Annotated in this window: 25 protein-coding genes; 13 read left to right on the plus strand and 12 right to left on the minus strand. The window is 62.3% G+C overall.

The features are described from left to right. Positions 1-6 precede the first annotated feature (6 nt). From ilvN to miaA, 3 genes are all read right to left on the minus strand, one after another. Entirely contained in the window at positions 7-522 is a 516-nt protein-coding gene (gene ilvN / locus ACXJ1Z_RS15995; RefSeq protein WP_463777993.1) for an acetolactate synthase small subunit, read from the minus strand. 13 nt (positions 523-535) lie between these two features. Continuing rightward, positions 536-2,278 carry a biosynthetic-type acetolactate synthase large subunit gene (gene ilvB, locus ACXJ1Z_RS16000; protein WP_463777995.1) on the minus strand — a complete coding sequence of 581 codons (1,743 nt, stop codon included), beginning with the start codon at positions 2,276-2,278 and terminating at the stop codon, positions 536-538. 162 nt (positions 2,279-2,440) lie between these two features. Further along, positions 2,441-3,376, minus strand: a complete 936-nt coding sequence (gene miaA / locus ACXJ1Z_RS16005) for a tRNA (adenosine(37)-N6)-dimethylallyltransferase MiaA (RefSeq protein WP_463777996.1) — start codon at positions 3,374-3,376, stop codon at positions 2,441-2,443. 49 nt (positions 3,377-3,425) lie between these two features. Between miaA and serB the strand changes: the two genes are divergently transcribed. Both serB and ACXJ1Z_RS16015 read left to right on the plus strand, forming a co-directional pair. Beyond that, on the plus strand, positions 3,426-4,307 hold the full coding sequence (serB, locus tag ACXJ1Z_RS16010; RefSeq protein ID WP_463781273.1) for a phosphoserine phosphatase SerB: 882 nt from the start codon (positions 3,426-3,428) through the stop codon (positions 4,305-4,307). A 3-nt stretch (positions 4,308-4,310) separates the two neighbouring features. Next, complete coding sequence (locus ACXJ1Z_RS16015) at positions 4,311-4,958, plus strand: DUF1345 domain-containing protein (RefSeq protein ID WP_463777997.1); 648 nt, start codon at positions 4,311-4,313, stop codon at positions 4,956-4,958. 69 nt (positions 4,959-5,027) lie between these two features. On the opposite strand, the gene purL is transcribed toward ACXJ1Z_RS16015, so the two are convergent. Further along, a complete protein-coding gene (gene purL / locus ACXJ1Z_RS16020) occupies positions 5,028-7,262 on the minus strand; it encodes a phosphoribosylformylglycinamidine synthase subunit PurL (protein ID WP_463777999.1) in 2,235 nt (744 codons plus the stop codon). A 161-nt stretch (positions 7,263-7,423) separates the two neighbouring features. Between purL and ACXJ1Z_RS16025 the strand changes: the two genes are divergently transcribed. From ACXJ1Z_RS16025 to tgt, 10 genes are all read left to right on the plus strand, one after another. Then, a complete protein-coding gene (locus ACXJ1Z_RS16025; RefSeq protein WP_463778000.1) occupies positions 7,424-7,741 on the plus strand; it encodes a hypothetical protein in 318 nt (105 codons plus the stop codon). A 105-nt stretch (positions 7,742-7,846) separates the two neighbouring features. Further along, positions 7,847-8,098 carry an exodeoxyribonuclease VII small subunit gene (locus tag ACXJ1Z_RS16030; protein WP_463778001.1) on the plus strand — a complete coding sequence of 84 codons (252 nt, stop codon included), beginning with the start codon at positions 7,847-7,849 and terminating at the stop codon, positions 8,096-8,098. A gap of 3 nt (positions 8,099-8,101) precedes the next feature. Then, entirely contained in the window at positions 8,102-9,031 is a 930-nt protein-coding gene (locus ACXJ1Z_RS16035) for a polyprenyl synthetase family protein (protein ID WP_463778003.1), read from the plus strand. Continuing rightward, positions 9,032-9,550 (plus strand): pantetheine-phosphate adenylyltransferase, encoded by a 519-nt coding sequence (gene coaD, locus ACXJ1Z_RS16040; protein ID WP_463778004.1) that lies wholly within the window; start codon positions 9,032-9,034, stop codon positions 9,548-9,550. Between the two features lie 131 nt (positions 9,551-9,681). Next, entirely contained in the window at positions 9,682-10,365 is a 684-nt protein-coding gene (locus ACXJ1Z_RS16045) for a peptidylprolyl isomerase (RefSeq protein ID WP_463778006.1), read from the plus strand. Positions 10,366-10,391: 26 nt separating this feature from the next. Continuing rightward, complete coding sequence (gene queA, locus ACXJ1Z_RS16050) at positions 10,392-11,420, plus strand: tRNA preQ1(34) S-adenosylmethionine ribosyltransferase-isomerase QueA (protein ID WP_463778007.1); 1,029 nt, start codon at positions 10,392-10,394, stop codon at positions 11,418-11,420. 46 nt (positions 11,421-11,466) lie between these two features. Next, positions 11,467-12,420 (plus strand): ABC transporter ATP-binding protein, encoded by a 954-nt coding sequence (locus ACXJ1Z_RS16055; protein ID WP_463778009.1) that lies wholly within the window; start codon positions 11,467-11,469, stop codon positions 12,418-12,420. Then, on the plus strand, positions 12,417-13,190 hold the full coding sequence (locus tag ACXJ1Z_RS16060; RefSeq protein ID WP_463778010.1) for an ABC transporter permease: 774 nt from the start codon (positions 12,417-12,419) through the stop codon (positions 13,188-13,190). Before ACXJ1Z_RS16055 ends, ACXJ1Z_RS16060 begins: the two co-directional genes overlap by 4 nt. A gap of 106 nt (positions 13,191-13,296) precedes the next feature. Next, complete coding sequence (locus tag ACXJ1Z_RS16065) at positions 13,297-14,127, plus strand: DUF481 domain-containing protein (protein ID WP_463778012.1); 831 nt, start codon at positions 13,297-13,299, stop codon at positions 14,125-14,127. Positions 14,128-14,129: 2 nt separating this feature from the next. Continuing rightward, positions 14,130-15,254 carry a tRNA guanosine(34) transglycosylase Tgt gene (tgt, locus tag ACXJ1Z_RS16070; protein ID WP_463778013.1) on the plus strand — a complete coding sequence of 375 codons (1,125 nt, stop codon included), beginning with the start codon at positions 14,130-14,132 and terminating at the stop codon, positions 15,252-15,254. 400 nt (positions 15,255-15,654) lie between these two features. Here the strand turns inward: tgt and rpsD are convergent, their stop codons facing one another. Further along, on the minus strand, positions 15,655-16,269 hold the full coding sequence (rpsD, locus tag ACXJ1Z_RS16075) for a 30S ribosomal protein S4 (protein WP_463778014.1): 615 nt from the start codon (positions 16,267-16,269) through the stop codon (positions 15,655-15,657). 233 nt (positions 16,270-16,502) lie between these two features. Here rpsD and ACXJ1Z_RS16080 point away from each other — a divergent pair, with 233 nt between their 5' ends. After that, on the plus strand, positions 16,503-16,817 hold the full coding sequence (locus ACXJ1Z_RS16080; RefSeq protein WP_463778016.1) for a chorismate mutase: 315 nt from the start codon (positions 16,503-16,505) through the stop codon (positions 16,815-16,817). A 12-nt stretch (positions 16,818-16,829) separates the two neighbouring features. Here the strand turns inward: ACXJ1Z_RS16080 and ACXJ1Z_RS16085 are convergent, their stop codons facing one another. The 7 genes from ACXJ1Z_RS16085 to rpoD form a co-directional block, all read right to left on the minus strand. Further along, positions 16,830-17,552 (minus strand): RNA methyltransferase, encoded by a 723-nt coding sequence (locus ACXJ1Z_RS16085; RefSeq protein WP_463778017.1) that lies wholly within the window; start codon positions 17,550-17,552, stop codon positions 16,830-16,832. Then, on the minus strand, positions 17,552-18,013 hold the full coding sequence (nrdR, locus tag ACXJ1Z_RS16090; RefSeq protein ID WP_463778018.1) for a transcriptional regulator NrdR: 462 nt from the start codon (positions 18,011-18,013) through the stop codon (positions 17,552-17,554). The genes ACXJ1Z_RS16085 and nrdR overlap by 1 nt, the downstream gene beginning before the upstream one ends. Positions 18,014-18,027: 14 nt before the next feature. After that, a complete protein-coding gene (locus ACXJ1Z_RS16095; protein ID WP_463778019.1) occupies positions 18,028-18,255 on the minus strand; it encodes a hypothetical protein in 228 nt (75 codons plus the stop codon). 2 nt (positions 18,256-18,257) lie between these two features. After that, the gene (glyA, locus tag ACXJ1Z_RS16100; protein WP_463778021.1) at positions 18,258-19,565 is read right to left on the minus strand and encodes a serine hydroxymethyltransferase; all 1,308 of its coding nucleotides are present in this window, start codon (positions 19,563-19,565) and stop codon (positions 18,258-18,260) included. Beyond that, entirely contained in the window at positions 19,562-20,017 is a 456-nt protein-coding gene (rpiB, locus tag ACXJ1Z_RS16105) for a ribose 5-phosphate isomerase B (RefSeq protein ID WP_463778022.1), read from the minus strand. The genes glyA and rpiB overlap by 4 nt, the downstream gene beginning before the upstream one ends. Positions 20,018-20,192: 175 nt before the next feature. Further along, entirely contained in the window at positions 20,193-20,639 is a 447-nt protein-coding gene (locus tag ACXJ1Z_RS16110; RefSeq protein WP_463778023.1) for a DUF2059 domain-containing protein, read from the minus strand. 239 nt (positions 20,640-20,878) lie between these two features. Then, on the minus strand, positions 20,879-22,921 hold the full coding sequence (gene rpoD, locus ACXJ1Z_RS16115; RefSeq protein ID WP_463781274.1) for an RNA polymerase sigma factor RpoD: 2,043 nt from the start codon (positions 22,919-22,921) through the stop codon (positions 20,879-20,881). Positions 22,922-22,923: the final 2 nt, after the last annotated feature.

The raw sequence follows: 22,923 nt of genomic DNA on the forward strand, positions 1-22,923 counted from the left end.
GTGAAATCAGGCTTCGATCGATCCGCGTGCCATGCCGACGATGCCGGTGCGACCGACCTCGACAAGGCCAAGACCGCGCATCAGCGCGATGAAGCTGTCGATCTTCTGCGGTGCGCCGGTGAGTTCGAACACGAAGCTCTCGGTGGTGGTGTCGACCGGCCGGGCGCGGAAGATCTCCGCGACGCGCAACGCCTCGACGCGCTTCTCGCCGGTCCCGGCCACCTTGATCAGCGCCAGCTCGCGCTCGACGTAAGGACCGACTTCGGTGAGGTCGACCACCTTGTGCACCGAGACCAGCCGTTCAAGCTGGTGGCGGATTTGGTCGATCACCGCCGGCGGGCCATTGGTAACGATGGTGATCCGGCTGACCGAGTGGTTCTCGGTGATGTCGGCCACGGTCAGGCTGTCGATGTTGTAGCCGCGCGCGGTGAACATGCCGGCGATGCGAGCGAGGATGCCCGCTTCGTTGTCGACGGTCACGGTGAGGACGTGCCGCTCTTCTGCGGCCTGGGTGATCTTCATGGTTCGATTGTCCTCAGACCAGCGCTTTGGCGTGGTCGTCCATGATGCCGGTGACGATGTCGCCGTGCAGCATCATCTCTGTATGCGCCGCGCCGCTCGGGATCATCGGGAAGCAGTTCGCCGCCTTGGACACCTGGCAGTCGACGATGACTGGGCCGTCGTAGTCGATCATCGCCTGAATGCCGGCATCCAGCTGGCTCTCGTTCTCGATGCGGATGCCCTTCCAACCATAAGCCTCGGCCAGCTTCACGAAGTCGGGCAGGCTGTCCGAATACGAGTTCGAATAGCGGCTCTCGTAGGTGAGCTCCTGCCACTGGCGGACCATGCCCATCCACTCGTTGTTGAGAATGAAGACCTTGACCGGCAGTCGATACTGCGAGGCGGTACCCAGTTCCTGAATGTTCATCTGGATCGAGGCGTCCCCGGCGATGTCGATCACCAGCTTATTGGGATTGCCGCACTGCGCACCGATCGCGGCCGGAAGGCCATAGCCCATCGTGCCGAGGCCACCCGAGGTGAGCCACCGGTTCGGCGAGAAGAAGTGATAGTGCTGCGCCGCCCACATCTGGTGCTGGCCGACCTCGGTCGAGATGATCGGGTCGTACTCACGGGTGAGTTCGAACAGGCGCTGCACCGCCAGCTGCGGCACGATCGCTTCGGCCAGGCGCGGGAACGCCAGGCTTTGGCGAGCGCGCCATGTATCGACCTTGGCATGCCACGCGGTCAGGTTCTGGCCGTCGCGCGGGCCCCACTCGGCAAGCAGCTGGTCGAGCACATTCGCACAGTCACCCACCAGCGGCAGGTCGACATGCACGGTCTTGTTGATCGACGAGCGGTCGATATCGATGTGGATCTTGCGCGAGTTGGGCGCGAAGGCATCGAGGCGGCCGGTGACCCGGTCGTCGAAGCGGGCCCCGACGCAGACGATCAGGTCCGCCTCGTTCATCGCCATGTTGGCTTCGTACGTGCCGTGCATGCCCAGCATGCCAAGCCAGTCCTTGCTGTCGGCCGGGAACGCACCCAGGCCCATCAGCGTCGAGGTGACCGGCGCACCGACCTTGGCCTGCAACTCGCGCAGCAAGGCGGAGGCGCGCGGGCCCGAGTTGATGACGCCGCCGCCGGTGTAGAACACCGGCTTGGTGGCGGACGCGATCATCTCGACCGCCTCGGCGATCTCCTGCGCGCCGGCTTCGAGGCGTGGCGTGTAGCGGTTGCGGCGCTGGGGCGCGCCATCGTGCCACAGCGCCGATGCGATCTGCACGTCCTTGGGGATATCGATCAGAACCGGACCGGGGCGACCGGTGGTGGCGATCTGGAACGCCTCGTCGATCGTCGCCGCAAGCTCGGCAGGATCGCGCACCAGATAGTTGTGCTTGGTGCAGTGGCGCGACATGCCGATGGTGTCGGCTTCCTGGAACGCGTCCGAGCCGATCAGCGCCGTGGGCACCTGGCCGGTAATCACGACCAGCGGAATCGAGTCGAGAAAGGCGTCGGCGATGCCGGTCATCGCGTTGGTCGCGCCCGGACCCGAGGTGACGAGCACGACGCCCGGCTTGCCGGTCGAGCGAGCGTAGCCTTCCGCGGCATGGGCTGCGCCGGCTTCGTGGCGAACGAGGATGTGGCGAATTCGCTCTTCGGAGAACAAGGCGTCGTAGATGGGAAGCACGGCACCACCGGGATAGCCGAATACGAATTCGACGCCCTGCCGCACAAGACCTTCAACCAGAATGTTCGCGCCGCTGCGCTCTTCGGTCACAACACGTTCCTTAATTTACGAGGCGCAAGGGATCGCGCCTCGGCTGCCGAAATGGCGAACCGGGGTCATAAAGAAATGGACCCGGCTCCACAATGGCGGGCCGGGTCGCATCCTCTCCCTCCCGCCTCATTGATTTCGGGCGGGTAACGGGCTCCTAGATAATCAAAAATGTCGGGTCAACCCAAAATAGCGTAATATTGTTTCAGAAAGATCATCTTCTGATGGATTGTCGATCGCGATCCTAGGCCAACGGGTATCAAGTTGGTGGCGCAACCACGTAAACTGCCGCTTCGCGTAATTTCGCGTGGCCTGCGCTCCTCGGGCTTCTGCCTGGTCGAGTGCCAACTCGCCCCGAAGGTAAGCCGAGAGCTCGGGCACGCCGATCGCCCGCATCACCGGAAGATCGGGATCGAGATCTCGCTCCAACAGGCGCCCGACCTCGTCGATCGCGCCGCCTGCGATCATGCCGGCGAAGCGATTGTCGCACCGCGCATAGAGCGCTTGTCGCTCGGGCAGCAGGATCGCCGCCTGGACTGAGACGCGCGCGCCGATCCCGCCCGTCGTGCGCGATTGCCAGGACGCCAGTGTGCTGCCGGTCGAGCGGACGACCTCGAGTGCGCGGGCGATCCGTACCGAATCTGCCGGGGCGAGGGCGGCGGCGCGTTCGGGATCTTCCTGTTGCAGAGCCGCATAGGCGGCCTCGATGGGCATGGCGCGCACGAGGCCGCGTACTTCGGGGTCGATCTGTGGTACCGGAGCGATGCCCTCGAGCAAGGTGCGGATATATAATCCGGTACCACCGACCAGGATCGGCACGACACCATCCTCGTGCGCGGCGTCGATCTCGGTACGCGCCGCGACGGCCCAGTCGGCGGCCGAGCACGCTTGGGCGCCATCCCAAACGCCGAAGAGTCGATGATCGATACCTCCCATATCTTCTGACGAAGGCCTTGCGCTGAGCACCGCCAAGTCGGCGTAGACCTGGGCGCTGTCCGCATTGATCACCATGGCCTGGCATCCCGCGCTCTCGATCGCCTGCGCCAGCGCAACGGCACAATCGCTCTTGCCGCTCGCGGTGGGCCCTGCGATGAGCGCCATCGGCGGCCTTTCGGGGTGCGGCTTCAGGAACCAATCAGAGGATATTTCGGTGCTCATAGCCCGGCTGATAGCAGACCCCGAGAGCCTGTCCGCAAGGATCGACGCGGCGCGCGCAGAACTTGAAACGCGCGGTATTCGCCTTGCCGCTGCCGCCATGCTCGACCACTGCGGCGATACGCTCGAAATCACTTCGCCCGACGACGATGCCGCGGCGATGATCGCGGTTCTGGATACGCACTTCTCGCCGTACGACATGCTGGTGGCGAATGACGAACCGGTGGTGCCGCGCCTGTTCATCTCGGACATGGATTCAACCATGATCGGGCAGGAGTGCATCGACGAGCTGGCCGATTATGCCGGCTTGAAAGATCGGGTGGCCGCGATCACCGAGCGGGCGATGCAGGGTGAACTCGACTTCGTCGCCGCCTTGCGCGAACGCGTGAAGCTGCTGGCAGGTCTGCCCGAGAGCGCGATCGACGCTTGCCTCGCCGAGCGGATCCGCCCGATGGCGGGCGCCGGTACGCTGGTGGCGACGCTAAAATCCCTGGGCTGTCGGACGGTCCTGGTGACGGGGGGCTTCCATCATTTCGCCGATCCGATCGGGGAACTGCTCGGTTTCGACCGGGTGGTCGGCAACCGGCTGGAGGTGGTCGATGGCAAGCTGACAGGTGGCCTCGTCGGCGGGATCGTCGACAGCGCCGTCAAGCGAACGACATTGCTGGAAGAGTCCGCGGCGCTGGGCGAACATCCCGTCACCTTGGCAAGTGGCGATGGTGCCAACGACATTCCCATGATCGAGGCCGCCACATACGGCTTCGCCTATCATGCCAAGCCCAAGGCGCGAGAAGCCGCGAACGGTCGGGTCGATCGCGGAGACCTTACCAGCGTGTTGAAGCTGCTGGGCATCAATCGCCGGGACTGGGTGGCCTGAAGCATGACGGGATCGTCGCGTATCGCGTTGCTGGGCGGCGGTCATCCGCGATACCGATTGTTCCTGCTCGTGCTGGTGATCGCGGCGACAGCGCTCAATGCTGTCATCAAGTTCGATCTGGCACTTCTGGTCGGCTTCGACGTGGCGGTGCTCGCGTTCATTCTTTCCTGCGTGGGATTGTGGCGGCGCGGCGATGCCGAGGCGATGCGGATCGAGGCACATCGCGACGACGGCAATCAGCTCCTGCTGCTGATGTTGACGGCGCTGATCAGCATGGTGGTGCTGACCGCGCTGGGCATGCTGATCCTCGACAAGAAGGGACTCGACGCCCGGCATATCGTCCTGCTGGTTTCGACCTTGATGGCGAGCTGGACGTTCGCGAACATGGTCTATGCCTTCCATTACGCCCGCCTGTACTACTCCGTGAGGGATAGCGGCGATCATGCCGGCCTCGATTTCCCGGGCGATCAGCTGCCGGTATTTGCCGACTTCGTAAATTTCGCGTTCGTGATCGGCATGACCTGCCAGACCGCCGATATCGACATCACCGATCAGGCGATGCGACGGATTTCCACCTTTCAGGGTCTGTTCGCGTTTGCCTTCAACCTTGGGATCCTGGCGCTGACGGTCAACGTCCTAGCGTCAAGCTAACGCGGAGACTGTTACTCCGCGTCAGACAGATCTGACGCGGAAGTCTGGCATGTCCTCGAACGTGATTGGTCAGGCATCCATCCAGTCGCGGAAGAACGCTTCGTGTGCTTCGCGCAGATCCGCGATCTCGGCATGGCTTTCGCGGCTACCGCCACGGAAGGTGAGGGCGGTGCCTTCGGTTTGCCCCAGCGCGAAGGCGACCAGCCCGGCCTGCGCGACGGCATCAAGGACGGCAGTGGGGTCGCTGGTGGTCACGACATAGCGCGCCTGATCCTCACCGAACCAGAACGCAGGTTCGCTCACCGTATCCTGAGGTGCCGCGACCGCGAAGCCGATCCCACTGGCCAGCGCCATCTCCGCCAAAGCGACCGCCACGCCGCCATCGGCGCAGTCATGCACCGCGCTTACCAGCTTTCGCGCGATCAGATCGCGGACGTGCTCGCCAGAAGCGCGCTCCAGCGCCAGCCCGACCGGCGGAGGCGGCCCTTCTTCGCGGCCATGAATTTCGCGCAGCCACAGCGATTGTCCCAGATGCCCGCTTTCACCGCCGATGAGGACAATCGTCTCTCCCGGCGCCTTGAATGCGATCGTCGCCATCGCCTCATGATCGTCAAGCAGTCCGACGCCACCGATCGCCGGCGTGGGCAGGATGGCCGAGCCGCCCCCTGTGGCCTTGCTTTCGTTGTAGAGCGAGACGTTGCCGCTCACGATCGGGTAGTCCAGCGCACGACATGCATCGCCCATGCCGTGCAGCGCATAGACGATCTGCGCCATGATCTCGGGCCGCTGTGGGTTGGCGAAGTTCAGGCAATTCGTGATCGCCAGCGGGCGCGCGCCCACGGCGCAAAGGTTGCGCCAGGTCTCGGCCACCGCCTGCATGCCACCCTCGTAAGGATCGGCATAGACGTAGCGTGGGGTGCAATCGGTGCTCATCGCGAGCGCTTTGGTGGTGTCGTGGATCCGCACCACAGCCGCATCGCCACCCGGCTTCTGGAGCGTGTCCGCACCCACCTGCGAATCGTATTGTTCCCAGATCCACTTGCGTGAGGCGAGATCGGCCGTCCCCATCAGCTTCACCAAGTCGGCCGCGACGTTCGTCTGATCGGGCACGTCGCCCAGCGGCAGGACCGCAGCCCAGTCGGTATATTGCTCGCGGGTGATATAGGGCCGCTCGTACTCCGGCGCGTCATCCGCCAGCGGGCCCAAAGGAATGTCGCAGACGACCGCGCCGTCGAATTCCAGCACCATGTGCCCGGTATCGGTGACTTCACCGATTACCGCGAAGTCGAGCTCCCATTTGAGGAAGATCGCTTCGGCCATCGGTTCCTTGCCGGGCTTGAGCACCATGAGCATGCGCTCCTGACTCTCGCTCAGCATCATCTCGTAAGGGGTCATGCCCTCTTCGCGGCAAGGGACCGCGTTCATGTCGAGCCGGATGCCGGCGCCGCCCTTGCTGGCCATCTCGACCGAGGAGGACGTCAGCCCCGCCGCGCCCATGTCCTGGATCGCGACGATCGCGTCGGTGGCCATCAGTTCGAGGCACGCCTCGATCAGCAGCTTCTCGGTAAACGGATCGCCGACCTGCACGGTGGGACGCTTCTCGTCGCTGTGCTCGTCGAAGTCGGCGCTGGCCATCGTGGCGCCGTGGATGCCATCGCGACCGGTCTTGGATCCGACATAGACGATCGGATTGCCCAGGCCCGTGGCGGCCGAGTAGAAGATCTTGTCCTGCGCCGCGATGCCCACGGTCATCGCATTGACCAGGATGTTGCCGTCGTACGCCTTGTGGAAGTTGGTTTCGCCACCCACGGTCGGCACGCCGACGCAGTTGCCGTAGCCACCGATGCCCGACACCACGCCTTGGACGAGGTGTTTCATCTTGGGGTGATCCGGCCGGCCGAACCGTAGGGCGTTCATGTTGGCGATCGGGCGCGCGCCCATCGTGAACACGTCGCGCAGGATACCGCCGACGCCGGTCGCAGCGCCTTGATAAGGTTCGATGTAGCTGGGGTGATTGTGGCTTTCCATCTTGAAGATGGCTGCCAGCTTCTGCCCGCGCGGCCCTTCGCCGATGTCGATCACGCCGGCATTCTCACCCGGTCCGCAGATCACCCATGGCGCGGTCGTCGGCAACTGCTTCAGGTGGAAGCGGCTCGACTTGTAAGAGCAGTGTTCCGACCACATGACCGAGAAGATGCCGAGCTCGACCAGGTTCGGCTCGCGACCGATCGCGCGCAGGACACGCTGGTATTCTTCGGGGTTGAGGCCATGTGCCTCGACGACTTCTGGGGTGATTCCGGACATGGCTTGCGCCTTAGCGCCAGACAATCGGGGTGGCTAGGCCGAGCGCGCCGGTGCGCTCGTCATGATGCAGGGCCATGGTAGCATCGTCTTCGCTCGCAGCCTCACTTCGGCCATGTTCTTACGATCTGATGGACATCCCGAACTTCGGTGAGACATGATCCATGCCCTTGCCAGACGTGCCTCCGGCGATTGCCCTGCCTCATATCGGTCCCGAGTTCGAGACCGCCGCTGCGCCGCTTGCGCAAGTCAGCGGCATCCGGCCACGATGCGATGCGGGCAAACCAGGCGAGATCGTCGTCTGCGCTCATGACCCAAAACGTGATCGGCTTACCCCTTTGCCGGAAAGCCCGCCCGAAGGATTGCCCAAGGCCGAACTGCGCGTGAGCGACACCATGACCATCGACCTCCACGGCGAGTCCGGACAGCTACTGGGAGCGTCCAGCAATCGGGCGATGGTCGGGGTCAAGATCGGCTTTTGAACCAGACGCATCGACTTACGATCGCCAGGCGTGCCGGGTGCCATACCACGAGGTGAAGCGGGGCCACCTTGACCCACGCGCGCGGCAGCGCCATTGCTGCAGCCGATGAACGACACCACCGATATCGCCGCCCTGAGCTTCGAGGATGCGCTGCGTGCGCTCGAGGACGTGGTGCGTGCCCTCGAGAGTGGCGACGTACCGCTCGATGACTCGATCACGCTTTACGAACGCGGCGAGGCGCTTCGTCGGCATTGTCAGGCTCGCCTCGATGCGGCGCAGGCGCGGATCGAGAAGATCGTCGCCGGTCCCGACGGTCTGCCCGCTTCGGTACAGCCCTTCGATGCCGTGGAGCGCTGAGCCATGGCTTCGTTACGCGGCGACGACAGCGACAGCGCGATGAGCGGCTCGCTACTCCCCGCCGCGTTGGCGCGCATAGCCGGCGAGGTCGACGCGGCGTTCGACGCGTTGCTGCCTGTGCCGCAGGACGCTCGCGCCCGGCTGGTCGAGGCGATGCGCTATGCCGCGATCGGCGGTGGCAAGCGCCTGCGCCCGCTGCTGCTTTGCGCCACGGCGACGATGTACGGTGTCGATCGTGCCGCCTCCGTTCGCGCCGGTTGCGCGATCGAGGCGATCCACGTCTATTCGCTCGTGCATGACGACTTGCCTTGCATGGACGACGATGCGCTACGTCATGGCAAGCCGACCCTGCACCTCGCGTTCGACGAGGCAACGGCGGTGCTGGCCGGCGACGCCCTGCACGATTTTGCCTTTGAGGTGTTGGCCGATCCACAGACGAGCGGCGACCCGTTCGTTCGCATCGAACTGGTGCGGGCGCTCGGGCTGGCAAGCGGCTTTCGCGGCATGGCCGGTGGGCAGATGATGGATCTCGTGGCGGCGACCGGCGACTTCGATCTGGCAACGGTGACCCGGCTGCAACAGCTGAAGACGGGCGCACTGCTGGGTGCGGCGGTGGAAATGGGCGCGATCCTAGGTCATGTTCCGCTCGAAGCGCGAACACACTTGCGCGGTTATGCCCGCGACATCGGATTGGCATTCCAGATCGTCGACGACCTCATCGATCACGAGGGTGACGAGGCGATTGCCGGCAAGGCGGTCGGAAAAGATGCCCAAGCGGGTAAGGAAACCTTCGTTTCGCTGCTCGGTGCGGATCGTGCGCGAGCGCAGGCATCGCTGCTGGTCGACCAGGCCGTCGCGCACCTCTCCGGTCATGGGGGGGAAGCCGATTTGTTGCGCGACGTCGCCCGATATATACTCGAAAGGGACCACTAGATGGCGGACGCGACCCGCATCGGGGTGTATCCCGGCACATTCGATCCGATCACGCTGGGCCATGCCGATATCATAAGGCGAGGTTCAAACCTCGTCGATCGGCTGATCCTGGGCGTGACGACCAACCCGTCCAAGGATCCGATGTTCACGCCGAGCGAACGGATCGCCATGGTCGAGCGCGAGGTGGCCGACATGGGCCTAACCAACGTCGAAGTGGTGGGCTTCAATGCCCTGCTGATGAAGTTCGCCGAGGTGCAGGGGGCCAGCATGATCATCCGCGGCCTGCGCGCAGTCGCGGATTTTGAATACGAATACCAGATGGCGGGCATGAACCAACAGCTGAACGATCGTATCGAAACCGTCTTTCTGATGGCCGACGTCGGATTGCAGCCGATCGCGTCCAAACTGGTCAAGGAAATCGCGATGTTCGGCGGCGAAATCGCCAGATTCGTCAGCCCCGCCGTCCGCGACGACGTGGTAGCGCGCATCGCGAAGGTCGGTCTTCGCGGCGATTATTGACGGGCCGGCGTGTGTCTGCCCCCGACATTTCCGTTCATTGCCATGACAGGGGCTTGGTTCTATCGCGCTGGCTGTTGCCAATCCCACGTTGCGGCGCGCCATCCGCGCGCGGCCCTATCCGAAAGTTGCCGATGAAGCTGCGTCTGCTTGTTCCGACGATGATGGGCATGGTAATGGGCCTGGCCCTGACCGGCTCGCCGGCGCTCGCCAAAAAGCCAGAGGCGGTGACACCGCCGCCGGCTGCGCTACCCACGCTGATCGACACCGACATCGCGCATGATCCGGATAACGTGCTGCTACTCGATCTGGATGATGGAGGGCGCGTGGCGATCCGGCTCATGCCGCAATGGGCGCCCGCACACGTCGCGCGGATAAAGGAGCTGACGAAGCAGGGCTTCTATAACGGTGTGGTTTTCCACCGTGTCATAGATGGCTTCATGGCTCAGACCGGCGACCCGACCGGGACGGGGCAGGGCGGTTCCAAATTGCCCGACCTGAAGGCGGAATTCAATGCGATGCCGCACTTGCGTGGTACCGTCTCGATGGCGCGTACCAACGATCCAAACACGGCAAACAGCCAGTTCTTCATCGTTTTCTACCCGCGCTTCGCACTTGATCACAAGTACACGGTGTTCGGTCGTGTCATCTCGGGCATGCAATACGTCGATGCGATTCAGCGCGGCGAGCCGCCCGCGAACCCGACGCGTGTCCTGCAGGCCTCGTTGGCAAGCGAGCGCAAGGGTGCACCGGCGGCTCCCGTCAGTCCTGCCGCGCCGGTAAGCGCTGCGGCGCTGAACACGTCGAAGTCGGACTGATTCTCGCGGCCCCGCGCGGCATTGCCATGAAGGTAGATCTGTTCGACTTCGACCTGCCGCCCGAACGCATCGCGCTGCGGCCGATGAAGCCCCGCCATGCGGCTAGGATGCTTGTCGCCACGGGTGAGGCCCCGCTTGCCGATTGCCATGTTCATGATCTACCAGCCCTTTTGCGGGCTGGCGATGTCCTGGTGTTCAACGATACGCGGGTCATTCCAGCGCAGCTGGAGGGGCAGCGAGGCGAAGCCCGGATCGGAGCGACGCTTCACAAGCGTATCGACTTGCGTCGATGGCAGGCGTTCGTGCGCAACGCCAAGCGCCTGCGAACCGGCGACCGCATCACGTTTCCGGCCGATGTTTTCGCGATCGCTCAGCAGCGGCACGAGGATGGCAGCTGGACCTTGTGGTTCGAAGGGGACGAGCCCGTCGAGGTCCTGTTGGAGCGAGCCGGGCGGATGCCATTGCCGCCGTATATCGCCGGTAAGCGGCCGACCGATGAGGCAGACCGAAGCGATTACCAGACAATGTTCGCAGCGCGCGACGGCGCGGTCGCCGCACCTACCGCTTCGCTACATTTCACGCCGGAACTCGTCGCTGCCTTGGACGCCGCCGGGATTGGCCGTGAGACGCTGACGCTGCATGTCGGTGCTGGAACCTTCCTCCCGGTCAAGGCAAATGACACCGCCGAGCATCGGATGCACGCCGAATGGGGGGAGATCGATGCCGCTGTCGCCGCGCGCCTGAACACAGCGCGCGCGTCTGGCGGACGCCTCATCGCAGTGGGAACAACAAGCCTTCGTCTGCTGGAAAGTGCCGCCGGCGACGATGGAACGATACTACCCTTCGCGGGTGACACCTCGATCTTCATCACGCCCGGCTACCGTTTTCGCGCGGTCGATGGCTTGATGACCAACTTCCATCTGCCGCGTTCGACCCTGTTCATGCTGGTCTCGGCCTTGATGGGGCTCGAGCGGATGCAAGCGATCTACTTGCACGCGATCGAACGGGATTATCGCTTTTATTCTTATGGCGATTCTTCGTTGCTCATTCCCTGAACTTTGGCCTTGGAACGACCGGCATGCCACGCCATCTAAGCGCGGCATGGAACCCATCCTCAAAATCCGCGGCCTCACCAAAACCTACAAGGGTGGCTTTCAAGCTCTCAACGGTGTCGATCTCGACATTCGCAAGGGTGAAATCTTTGCGCTGCTGGGGCCGAACGGTGCCGGCAAGACGACATTGATTGGCGCGGTTTGCGGACTGGTGCGGCCCAGCGGCGGAACGATCCACGCTTTTGGCGAAGACATGCGAACCCATTGGCGATCGCTGAGGCGGCGTATCGGGCTCGTGCCCCAGGAACTGGCAACGGACATGTTCGAGCCGGTTTTGCGCGCCGTGTCGCATTCGCGGGGGTTGTTCGGCCTTGCCCCCGATCCCGGTCGGATCGAGGCGATCCTTCGATCTCTTAGCTTATGGGATAAGCGGAACGTGCAGATACGTGCCTTATCCGGCGGAATGAAGCGTCGCGTCCTGATCGCGAAAGCGATGGCGCACGAGCCGGAACTGCTTTTTCTCGATGAGCCGACGGCGGGCGTCGACGTGGAACTGAGACGTGAGATGTGGAAACAGATCGGTGAGATGCGTGCCCGCGGAACGACGGTGATCCTGACCACCCATTACATCGAGGAAGCCGAGGAGATGGCCGACCGTGTCGGGATCATACGGCAGGGCGAGATCGTGATGGTCGATGAAAAGGACGCGATGATGAAGCGGCTTGGTCGAACCGAGGCGCTAATCACGTTTAGCGCCGCCCAAAGTGGGATCTCCGCTTCACTGGCCGGCTATCCCGTAACCCTGAGCGATGATGGTATGTCGCTCACGTATCGTGGTGGTGACGGTGCCGGTCAGGGTAAGGCGGATATCGCCGCAATCACCAAGGAACTTACGCGCGACGGCGTGGATTACGTGGCTATCGACCAGCGTGAATCGAGTCTTGAAGATATCTTCGTCGACTTGGTCGAAGGACGATCGCAAAGCGTCGGAGCGGCGGCATGATCAGCTTCAGCGCTCGCAGCGCCTGGACCATCTACAAGCAGGAGCTGATGCGCGCGTTCCGTACCGCGATGCAGTCGATCCTGGCGCCGGTGCTCACGACATCGCTGTACTTCGTCGTCTTCGGCGCCGCCATCGGCGGGCGCATGCAGGGAGGCATGGATGGGGTGAGCTACGGCGCATTTATCGTGCCGGGTCTGCTCTTGCTGACGCTGCTTGGCGAAAGCACCAGCAATGCAAGTTTCGGCATCTACATGCCGCGTTTCACCGGTGCCATCTACGAGCTGTTGTCCGCTCCGGTGGGGGTGGCCGAGACTCTCGTCGGCTTCGTCGGCGCAGCGGCGACCAAGTCGCTGATTCTGGCGACGATCATTTTGGCTACGGCGACCCTGTTCGTCGATTATTCGATCCTGCATCCGGTGTATGCTTTTGGCTTCATCCTTCTGGTGTCAGCCAGCTTCTCGCTGTTCGGTTTCATCCTGGGCATCTGGGCGGACAGCTTCGAAAAGCTTTCGGTGGTGCCGATGCTGATCCTGACGCCACTGACGTTCCTGGGCGGGACGTTCTATTCGGTGCAGATGCTGGCGCAGCCTTGGCGAACCGTCGCGATGGCCAACCCGGTAGTCTACCTTGTGAATGGTCTGCGCTGGACGTTTTATGGCACCTCGGATGTGTCGATCTGGCTGTCGTTGGGGCTGACTCTGGCGTTCCTCGCAGCGTGCGTGGCGTTGATCGCGTTCATCTTCCGCACTGGGTGGCGCCTGCGCAACTAACGCGCTAAGTTTCTGGATAATGTCTGCTCGTACCGTCGTCCTGTTTTGCGTCCTCGCTGGCGCCGCCACTCCTGCGTGCGCCGAACTTCCCGGCCCCGTTCGCGCCATGCTTGAAGCGGTCATGCAGACCGACGACAGCAAAGCCGTCGACGCCGTCGTGAAGGCGGCAAAATCGACCCAGCCGCAAGCCAGCGCGGAAATCGACGCGATGAAGCAGAAGTACGACGATACGCACAAACTCGTCGTGGCGGAAAAGGCCGAGAACGAGCGCGAACGTGTGCTGGCGGCCAGGCCACTGCAGTTGTGGCGGGGAGAGGGCGAGATCGGAGCTTTCAACACCACCGGTAACACCACCAGCGCGGGTGTATCTGCGGGCCTGAAGCTTGAACGCATCGGCGTTTATTGGCAGCACAAGCTGCAATTCACTGCCGATTACCAGAAGACCGGTGACGTCGTATCCAGAGAGCAATACCTGGCATCGTACACCCCGCGATACACGTTGAGTGACAGGTTTTACGCCTATGGTCTGGGCCAGTACGAGAGTGATAAGTTCCAAGGCTATTACAGCCGATATTCTCTCTCACCGGGTGTCGGCTATCGCTTCTATAACACAAAGGATCTCAAGCTGTCCTTTGAAGGCGGACCTGCGTTGCGCTTTACCAACTATATCGATGAACCTGGAGCGACGACGGTTTCGGCGCTCGGCTCTCTCGACTTCGCCTGGAATGCGACGCGTGCGATCAAGTTGAGCCAGCAGGCGAGCGCATATCTCGAATCGGACAACAGCACGTTCACCTCGACTACCTCTCTTGAGGCGGGAATGCTGAAAGGTCTGAAGGCACGCCTGTCATACCGGTATGAACACGACAGCGCCCCGCCGATCGGCTCGCGTCGCACTGACACACTCTCCCGCTTCACGCTCGTCTACGGGTTTTGAACATGCCTCGGTTCGACTTTGCCATTCACGCTACCGACGGCCGCGCGCGCACGGGCCGCATCGCCATGAAACGTGGCGAAATACGCACCCCGGCGTTCATGCCGGTCGGTACCGCGGCGACGGTCAAGGCGATGAAGCCGCAGGATGTACGCGCATCGGGTGCCGACATCATCCTTGGCAACACCTATCATCTGATGTTGCGACCGGGCGCCGAACGGGTCGCTCGGTTGGGCGGGCTTCATCGCTTCATGAACTGGGACCGCCCGATCCTCACCGACAGCGGCGGCTATCAGGTCATGAGTCTGTCCGATCTACGCAAGATCACGGAAGAAGGCGTCACTTTCGCCAGCCATCTCGATGGTTCGCGCCACCTGCTTACGCCGGAGAGATCGATGGAAATCCAGCGTCTTCTCGGATCCGACATCGTCATGGCGTTCGACGAATGTCCAAAGATTGATCAGGGCCGCGATGTCATCGCTCGATCGATGGAGATGTCGATGCGGTGGGCGCGGCGAAGCCGAGAGGGCTTCGATGCCGGTGGCGAACATGCGGAGAATGCGGCACTATTCGGCATTCAGCAAGGTGCGCTCGACGAAGGCCTGCGGCGTCAATCGGCCGACGCTTTGGCGGACATCGGCTTCGATGGCTATGCGATCGGTGGTTTGGCGGTTGGGGAGGGCCAGGAGGCGATGTTCGCGACGCTGGATTTTGCGCCGGGGCAACTTCCTGCCGATCGCCCGAGATATCTCATGGGAGTGGGCAAACCCGATGATCTTGTGGGCGCCGTCGAACGCGGAGTTGATATGTTCGACTGTGTCTTGCCGACCCGGTCCGGGCGCAATGGTCAGGCATTTACCTGGAATGGCCCGATCAACATGCGAAATGCGCGGCATGCCGAGGACACCGGCCCCCTTGATCCTCACTGCGCCTGTCCGACCTGTCGGACCTATACTCGTGCTTACCTACACCACCTGATCAAGTCAGGCGAAATTCTGGGCGCCATGCTACTGACAGAGCACAATTTAGGATTCTATCAGCAGCTTATGCAGGCAATGCGTGACGCGATCTTTGAAACGCGCTTCGCGAGCTTTGCCGCAACTTTTAGGACAGACTATCATCAGGCCTAGTCGTTTCGGCGGTGCAAGGTTACGTCGTTAGGCCGGGCAGTATGACCCAAGATCTCCGCTCGTACTAGCAACCTGACGGTTCCAGCTTCATCATTTGGCGTAGTTTGCAACCTCAAGCTTAGTGCCTGGATATGCAACGAACTCGCCACTGCGCGCGTCGAGGAACCCGGCCCCGATCGCGTTGGCGAAGCGCTTCGCTAGATGAAGATCGGCGTACCACTTGCCGGCACGGTGGGGGGTGATGAAACGATACTTGGACATAGTAACCTGAAAACGAAGAAGCAGCGCGAGTGGTTCCCGCCATCCGTCTGATCTTCCACCATTTGTCGCATCGCCGGGAGCCCATATGAAAAGAGCGGCCCCGCAGGACCGCTCCACTCAACTACCGATGTCGCCTGACTTAGCGCGAGTAGAACTCGACCACCAGATTGGGCTCCATCTTTACCGGATAGGGAACCTCGTCGAGCGTAGGCACGCGCACGAAGGTGATCTTGTCACCACCATCCTGCGATACGTAATCGGGAACTTCACGCTCAGCGAGCGTCTGTGCCTCTGCGATCAGAGCCATTTCCTTGGCCTTGTCACCCAGGCTGATGACATCGCCAACGAGGACGCGGCGGCTGGCGATGTTGCACTTGACGCCATTGACGCGAATGTGGCCGTGGCTCACGATCTGACGGGCCGAGAAGATCGTCGGCGCGAACTTGGCGCGATACACGACCATGTCCAGGCGCTGTTCGAGCAGGCCGATCAGGTTCTGGCCGGTGTCGCCCTTCATGCGCGACGCCTCGGCGTAGGTGCGCTTGAACTGCTTTTCCGTCACATCGCCGTAATAGCCCTTGAGCTTCTGCTTGGCGCGCAACTGGATGCCGTAATCCGACACCTTGCTCTTCCGGCGCTGACCGTGCTGGCCAGGGCCATAAGCACGGCGGTTGACTGAACTCTTCGGACGACCCCAGATGTTCTCGCCCATACGGCGATCGAGCTTGTGCTTTGCACTATGACGCTTCGACATATCGTGTCCTTCAATTCTGCGGGCCACCCCAAAATGGTGCGACCATGATGTTCCGGGTCGCACCGTTCCTAGGCTGGAACGCGGCCACCGCTTCACCGGAGTGCGGGGCCGAACGGACGTTTCCCGCCTATGAGGCAGGGTCCAAGTGAAGCGGCGCCAATAACGTGCGCCATGCGAAAGTCAAGCGACTGGCACACTCGACTGGGATGGGAGAGGCGTCTAGAGCAGCCCGTATGCCCGACGTCCCACCGCTGCCCGATACCTGTCTCTCGATGGAAGAGGTTCGCGCCGGCGTCGACGCGCTCGATGCCCAATTGGTCGAGATGCTGGCCTTGCGGTTCGCCTACATGCGCGCCGCCGCACGCATCAAGTCCGATCGCGGCCAAGTGCGGGATGAGGGGCGCAAGGCGCAAGTGATCGCCAACGCCAAGGAACGGGCGCAAGCGCTGGGGCTGCCTAGCGAGGCGGTGGAAACCTTATGGCACGACCTGGTAGAAACCTCGATCGCATACGAGATGACGCACTGGGACGCGCAACGCGCAGATTAGCCTGCGAGCGGCCTATCGCTCGCGGCGCTCACGCTCGAGCGTCGTGAGGATGCCGCGAAGCGTACGCACCTCAAGGTGATTCCAACCCGGTTTGGTCATGACGTTGCGCAAGGTCAGGCGATTGGTTTCGGCTCGTGCCGGCGGCCAGAAGTAGTTCTTGTCGTCGAGCATCTTTTCGAGATGACCGATCAGACCTTCCAGCTCGTCCTGAGGGGCGGGAGGCAAGATTTCCTCTAGCGTGGGTTGCGCCAGGTGCGTGTGCTTGGACCACTCGTAAGCACACAAGATCACTGCCTGCGCGAGATTCAGCGAGGCAAACTGTGGGTTGATCGGAACCGTCAGTATCGCGCGGGCGAGGGCCACGTCATCGGTAGAAAGGCCCGCCCGCTCCGCACCGAAAACATAGGCCGACCGGCCGGGCGCCTTGTGGATCTCCATCGCCGCCTGTTCGGGCGTGACGACCGGCTTGCTCACCCCTCGCTTACGAACGGTCGTCGCATAGACGTTCGCACAATCCGACACCGCTTCTGCAAGGGACCCATAGACCCGTGCGGCATCGAGAACGGCTTCCGCGCCTGCGGATGCCGGAGCAGCGCTGGGATTGGGCCAACCGTCCCTTGGCGTGACCAAGCGCATTTCGGTCAGCCCGAAATTGAGCATCGCTCGCGCTGCTTTGCCGATATTCTCGCCTAGCTGTGGGCGGACTAACACTATGACTGGCTTCGCGGGCGACATCAGATCGTGCTGATATCACGCACGGTGCTGGCGAACTCTTCGAAGTCGCGCGCTTCGCTGAAATCGCGATAGACCGAGGCGAAGCGGATATAAGCGACCGAATCGATTTGCCTCAGACCGTCCATCACCATCTCGCCGATCGCGAGCGAGGACACTTCACTTTCGCCAAGCGTTTCGACCTGCCGCTGAACGCCCGAAACCAGACGATCGATCTTCTCACGCTCAACGCTGCGCTTGCGGCAGGCAAGGACGACCGATTGTTCAATCTTGGAACGATCGAACAGCTGGCGTGAGCCGTCGCTCTTGATGACGGTTATCTCTCGCAGTTGTACCCGCTCGAAGGTCGTGAACCTCGCTCCGCAGCTACCGCATTGGCGGCGGCGGCGGATCGAGGTGTTGTCTTCGGTCGGTCGGCTATCCTTGACCTGCGAATCCTCGTGGGCGCAAAATGGACAGCGCATTCAGGCGTGCTGGGTCAATCGGGGCGCACCCGCTTGTAGAACTGATAGCCGGCACCTGCTGCCAGCCCGAGCGGGATCGTCACGAAAGGCAGGACCACTGCCGCAGCGGCCCCAGCGACACCCCATAGCAGAACCGGCTTGGTCGAAGGATGCCCCAAGCCATCCTGCAGCATTCCGGCAAGCTCTTGGCGCGCATCGCTGATGAAGTCGCCAGTGCCTTTGGGGGTGTTGGGGTCGATCATGATCAAAGGTCCTCATAGATGGGATAACGTTCACACAGCGCTTCTACGCGCATGCGGACCGCTTGTTCCACCTGACCGTCTCCATCATCGCCATTGCGAGCAAGTCCATCGACAACCTGGGCGATCAGGCTGCCGATCTCGCGGAATTCCTCTTCGCGGAACCCGCGCGTGGTCCCCGCCGGCGTTCCAAGGCGGATTCCCGAAGTTACGAACGGCGAGCGCTTGTCGAACGGAATGCCATTCTTGTTACAAGTGAGCCACGCCCGATCGAGCCCCTTCTCGGCAGCCTTTCCGGTCACGTCCTTTGCGGTGAGATCGACCAGCAGGAGATGATTGTCGGTGCCGCCGGATACGACCGATAGTCCCTCAGCCTCGATGCTGGCCGCCAGCGCGCGCGAGTTGGCAACGATCTGCCGGGCATAGTTCTTGAACTCGGGCTTCAAGGCGTCAGCAAACGCCACGGCCTTGGCGGCGATCACATGCACCAGTGGGCCGCCCTGCAGCCCCGGGAAAACCGCCGTGTTGAACTTCTTGGCCAAAGCCTCGTCGTTGGTGAGGATAACGCCCGAGCGGGGACCACGCAACGACTTGTGCGTGGTGGTGGTGACGACGTGCGCGTGCGGGAAGGGCGACGGATGGGCACCCCCTGCGACGAGCCCAGAGAAATGGCTCATGTCGACCAGCAGCCAGGCGCCAACCTCGTCGGCAATCTGACGAAATCGCTCGAAATCCCATACCCGTGAATAGGCGGTACCGCCGGCGATGATCAGCTTGGGCCTGGCTTCCCGCGCGATCTTCGCGACATCGTCCATGTCGATCAAATGATCATCGGGGCGCACGCCGTAGGGCACCGGGTTGAACCACTTGCCGCTCATGTTCACGGGCGAACCGTGAGTCAGGTGTCCACCTGAGTTGAGGTCGAGACCCATGAAGGTGTCGCCCGGGCTTAGCAATGCCAGGAACACCGCCTGGTTCATCTGGCTGCCCGAGTTTGGCTGGACGTTGGCGAAGTCGCAGCCGAACAGTTGCTTCGCACGCTCGATCGCCAGGGTCTCGACGACGTCCGCATATTCGCAGCCGCCATAGTAACGCTTGCCGGGATAGCCTTCGGCGTACTTGTTGGTGAACACCGAGCCGGTGGCTTGGAGAACGGCCTTGCTGGTGATGTTCTCGCTGGCGATCAGTTCGATCTTGGTCCGCTGCCGCTTGAGCTCACCGCGTATGGCGGCGAATACCTCGGGATCGGCTTGCTCCAGATTGGCGCTGAAGAATCCGGGATTGCGGATCGGTGCGTCGAGTACGGTGCTCATGCGGCGGACTCCTCGGTGATCTTGGGATGGGAAAGCTTTTCGACACGGCCTGCGTGGCGACCCTCGCCAAAGGCAGTGGATAGAAATGCGTCGAGGCAGGCCTTGGCCATGTCGATGCCGATCAAGCGGGCACCCATTGCAATGGCGTTGGCGTCATTGTGCTCTCGGGCCAGCGCAGCGGTGAGCGGGTCAGTCACGAGTGCGCAGCGAAGGGCAGGGTGGCGATTCACCGCGATCGAGATGCCGATCCCGGACCCACATAGCGCCACCGCCCTATCCGCTCGACCGGCCGCTATCGCATCGGCAAGCTTATAACCAAAGTCGGGATAGTCGACGCGGTCGTCTGTCCGCGGCCCGAGGTCGGCGACCTCATGGCCCTGGTCGGCGAGGTAATCCGTCAGTTGGGCCTTGAGATCGACAGCAGCGTGGTCCGAGGCGATGACGATGCGCATGTTGAGCGTTGCAACCTGTGAAGCGTGAGAGTCGTTTGCGAACCCCTTAGTCGTGAGGTAGGCAAATGACCAGCCTAGGGGCCTGGCTCTGGGGGCAAGTAGGGATGACCGGTCCACGCCACTATAAAAACGAAGCTGGCGCCGGTTTTATCCTCTCGCCGGGCTCATCTCCGCGTCAGTCGCCATCGGACCCATTTGTTGCTGGACGCATCGACTTGGCGACCTCGGGGTGAGCCTTGAGATATGCCGCAACCTTCTCGCCCAAGATCGCGGATGATGTCTGCGCCAGCCCCTGGGCCTGGGCGAAATACTCACTGTTCACCGCTGCGACCGCGGGATCGGACATCACATCAAGGCTTCCCTGCAGGTAGTGTTTTCCGCTTGGCGTGCGCGCAAACGCAACGATGTCTGTCAATTCGGCAACCGTGAACATGCGTGCATAGGCCTGCGCCACCGCGTCCATTTGCTTCGGGATGAACGCCGATGTCGCAGGTCGCAAGTTCGCAGGCAGATCGGCGAGGAAATCGGACATGATTTTTGCCAGACCAGGATCGCTCATCAGGGACGCCGGCATCGCCGACTTCATCTGCTCGCCCATGCTGCGCATCAGCTTGTCCATCATCTCCTGTCGGCGCTCTGTCGGAAAGGCCGTGTCGACGATGGCGTGTGCGAGTGCGGAAGCCTTCGGGTCGATGGCTCGCGCTTGCGCTGTTGGCGAGGGTGGCGACTGAACCGCTTGCGCAGCGGCGATCGCGCCTCTGTCGGTCGTTGCAAAAGCAGCGATCGTCAGGGCGCATCGCCAAAACCGTGTCATCTAAACCCCCTAGAGCGCGGGTACGGTCGCGCGCTTGCTGCCTTGGCTTACTGGTCCAGGAACGAGCGCATCTTGCGGCTGCGACTTGGATGCTTGAGTTTGCGCAGGGCCTTGGCCTCGATCTGGCGGATGCGCTCGCGTGTCACCGAGAACTGTTGGCCGACTTCCTCCAGCGTGTGATCGGTATTCATGCCGATGCCGAAGCGCATGCGCAGCACGCGTTCCTCGCGCGGGGTGAGCGATGCAAGGACGCGGGTGACGGTTTCCTTGAGGTTGGCCTGGATTGCGGCATCCACCGGGATGATCGCGTTCTTGTCCTCGATGAAGTCGCCCAGGTGGCTGTCTTCCTCGTCGCCGATCGGCGTCTCGAGGGAGATCGGTTCCTTGGCGATCTTCATCACCTTGCGCACCTTCTCGAGCGGCATGCTCAGGCGCTCGGCCATTTCCTCGGGCGTGGGCTCACGGCCCTGCTCATGGAGGAACTGACGGCTGGTGCGCACCAGCTTGTTGATCGTCTCGATCATGTGGACCGGGATGCGGATGGTCCGCGCCTGATCCGCGATAGAGCGGGTGATGGCCTGACGAATCCACCACGTCGCATAAGTGCTGAACTTGTAGCCGCGCCGGTACTCGAACTTGTCGACCGCCTTCATCAGACCGATGTTTCCCTCCTGGATCAGGTCCAGGAACTGCAGGCCACGGTTGGTATACTTCTTAGCGATCGAGATCACGAGCCGCAGGTTCGCCTCGACCATCTCCTTCTTGGCGATGCGCGCCTCGCGCTCACCCTTCTGGACCATGTTGACGATGCGGCGGAACTCAGGGAGCGCCATGCCAGTAGCCGCGGCGATGTCGGACACTTCGGCACGAATGCGCTCGACGGGATCGGCCTCGCTCTGCGCGAAGGCCAGCCACTTCTTGTCCTTCTTCGCCATTTCGGCGAGCCAGGTATCGTCCATCTCGTGGCCGACATAGGCGCTAAGAAAGTCGGTCCGCTTGACCTTGTGACGCTCCGCCAGCCGCAACATCTGGCCACCAAGCGTCGTGAGGCGGCGATTGAAGGCATAGAGGTTGTCGACCAGATACTCGATCTTCGTCGCGTGGAATTTAACCGATTCAACCTGCGCCGTCAGGTCTTCGCGCAGTTGATGGTACTGCTGTTCCTTGGCAGCCGGGAAATCGATGCCTAGGCTCAGGGCGTCGAGCCGCTCGGTCTGAAGCTTCTCGAAGGCGCGGAACATCTCTGTGATCTGCGCGAAACGCTCGAGAGCTTCAGGCTTGAGTGCCGCTTCCATCTGGGCGAGGCTGAGGGTGTTGTCCTCCTCCTCTTCCTCAACCGGACGCTTGGCGCGGCGTTCGATGCCGTCCTCGTCCTCGTCGTCGGCGGCAGGCTCCTCCTCGACGTCTTCTTCTTCCTTGAAGGTCGGTCCGGCGGTCGCTTCGGTGATCTCGCCGTCGGCGCCGCCCTCGGCCTCGTCGGTCAACGTTTCAGGGGCCGGTTCCTTCGAAAGCATGGCGTCGAGATCGAGGATCTCGCGCAACTGCATCTCGCCGTTGTTCAGCGCTTCGGACCACATGATGATCGCGTGAAAGGTGATCGGGCTCTCGCACAAGCCCAGGATCATCATGTCCCGCCCGGATTCAATCCGCTTGGCGATGGCGATCTCGCCCTCGCGGCTGAGCAGTTCGACCGCGCCCATTTCGCGCAAGTACATCCGCACCGGATCGTCGGTGCGCTCGATGACTTCCTTCTTCTTGGCCGGATCGACGTTCTGGCGCGGGGAGACGCCGTCTTCCTCGTTATCGCTCTCGGCTTCCGGTTCGTCCGCTTCGCGATCGTCCTCGTTACCGCTGTCCTCATCGCTCTCGACGATATTGACGCCCATCTCCGAGATCGCGGACATGATATCCTCGATCTGATCGGTCGACATCTGGTCCTGCGGCAGAGCCTCGTTCAACTCGTCATAGGTGATGACGCCACGACGCTTGGCACGGGCGATCAACTTCTTGATCGCTCCTTCGTTGAGGTCGATCAGCGGTGCATCATTGCCGTCGACCTGGGTATCGCCGTTGTTGTCGTTCTTGCTCATTC

The sequence above is a fragment of the Novosphingobium sp. TK46 genome (assembly GCF_055361525.1).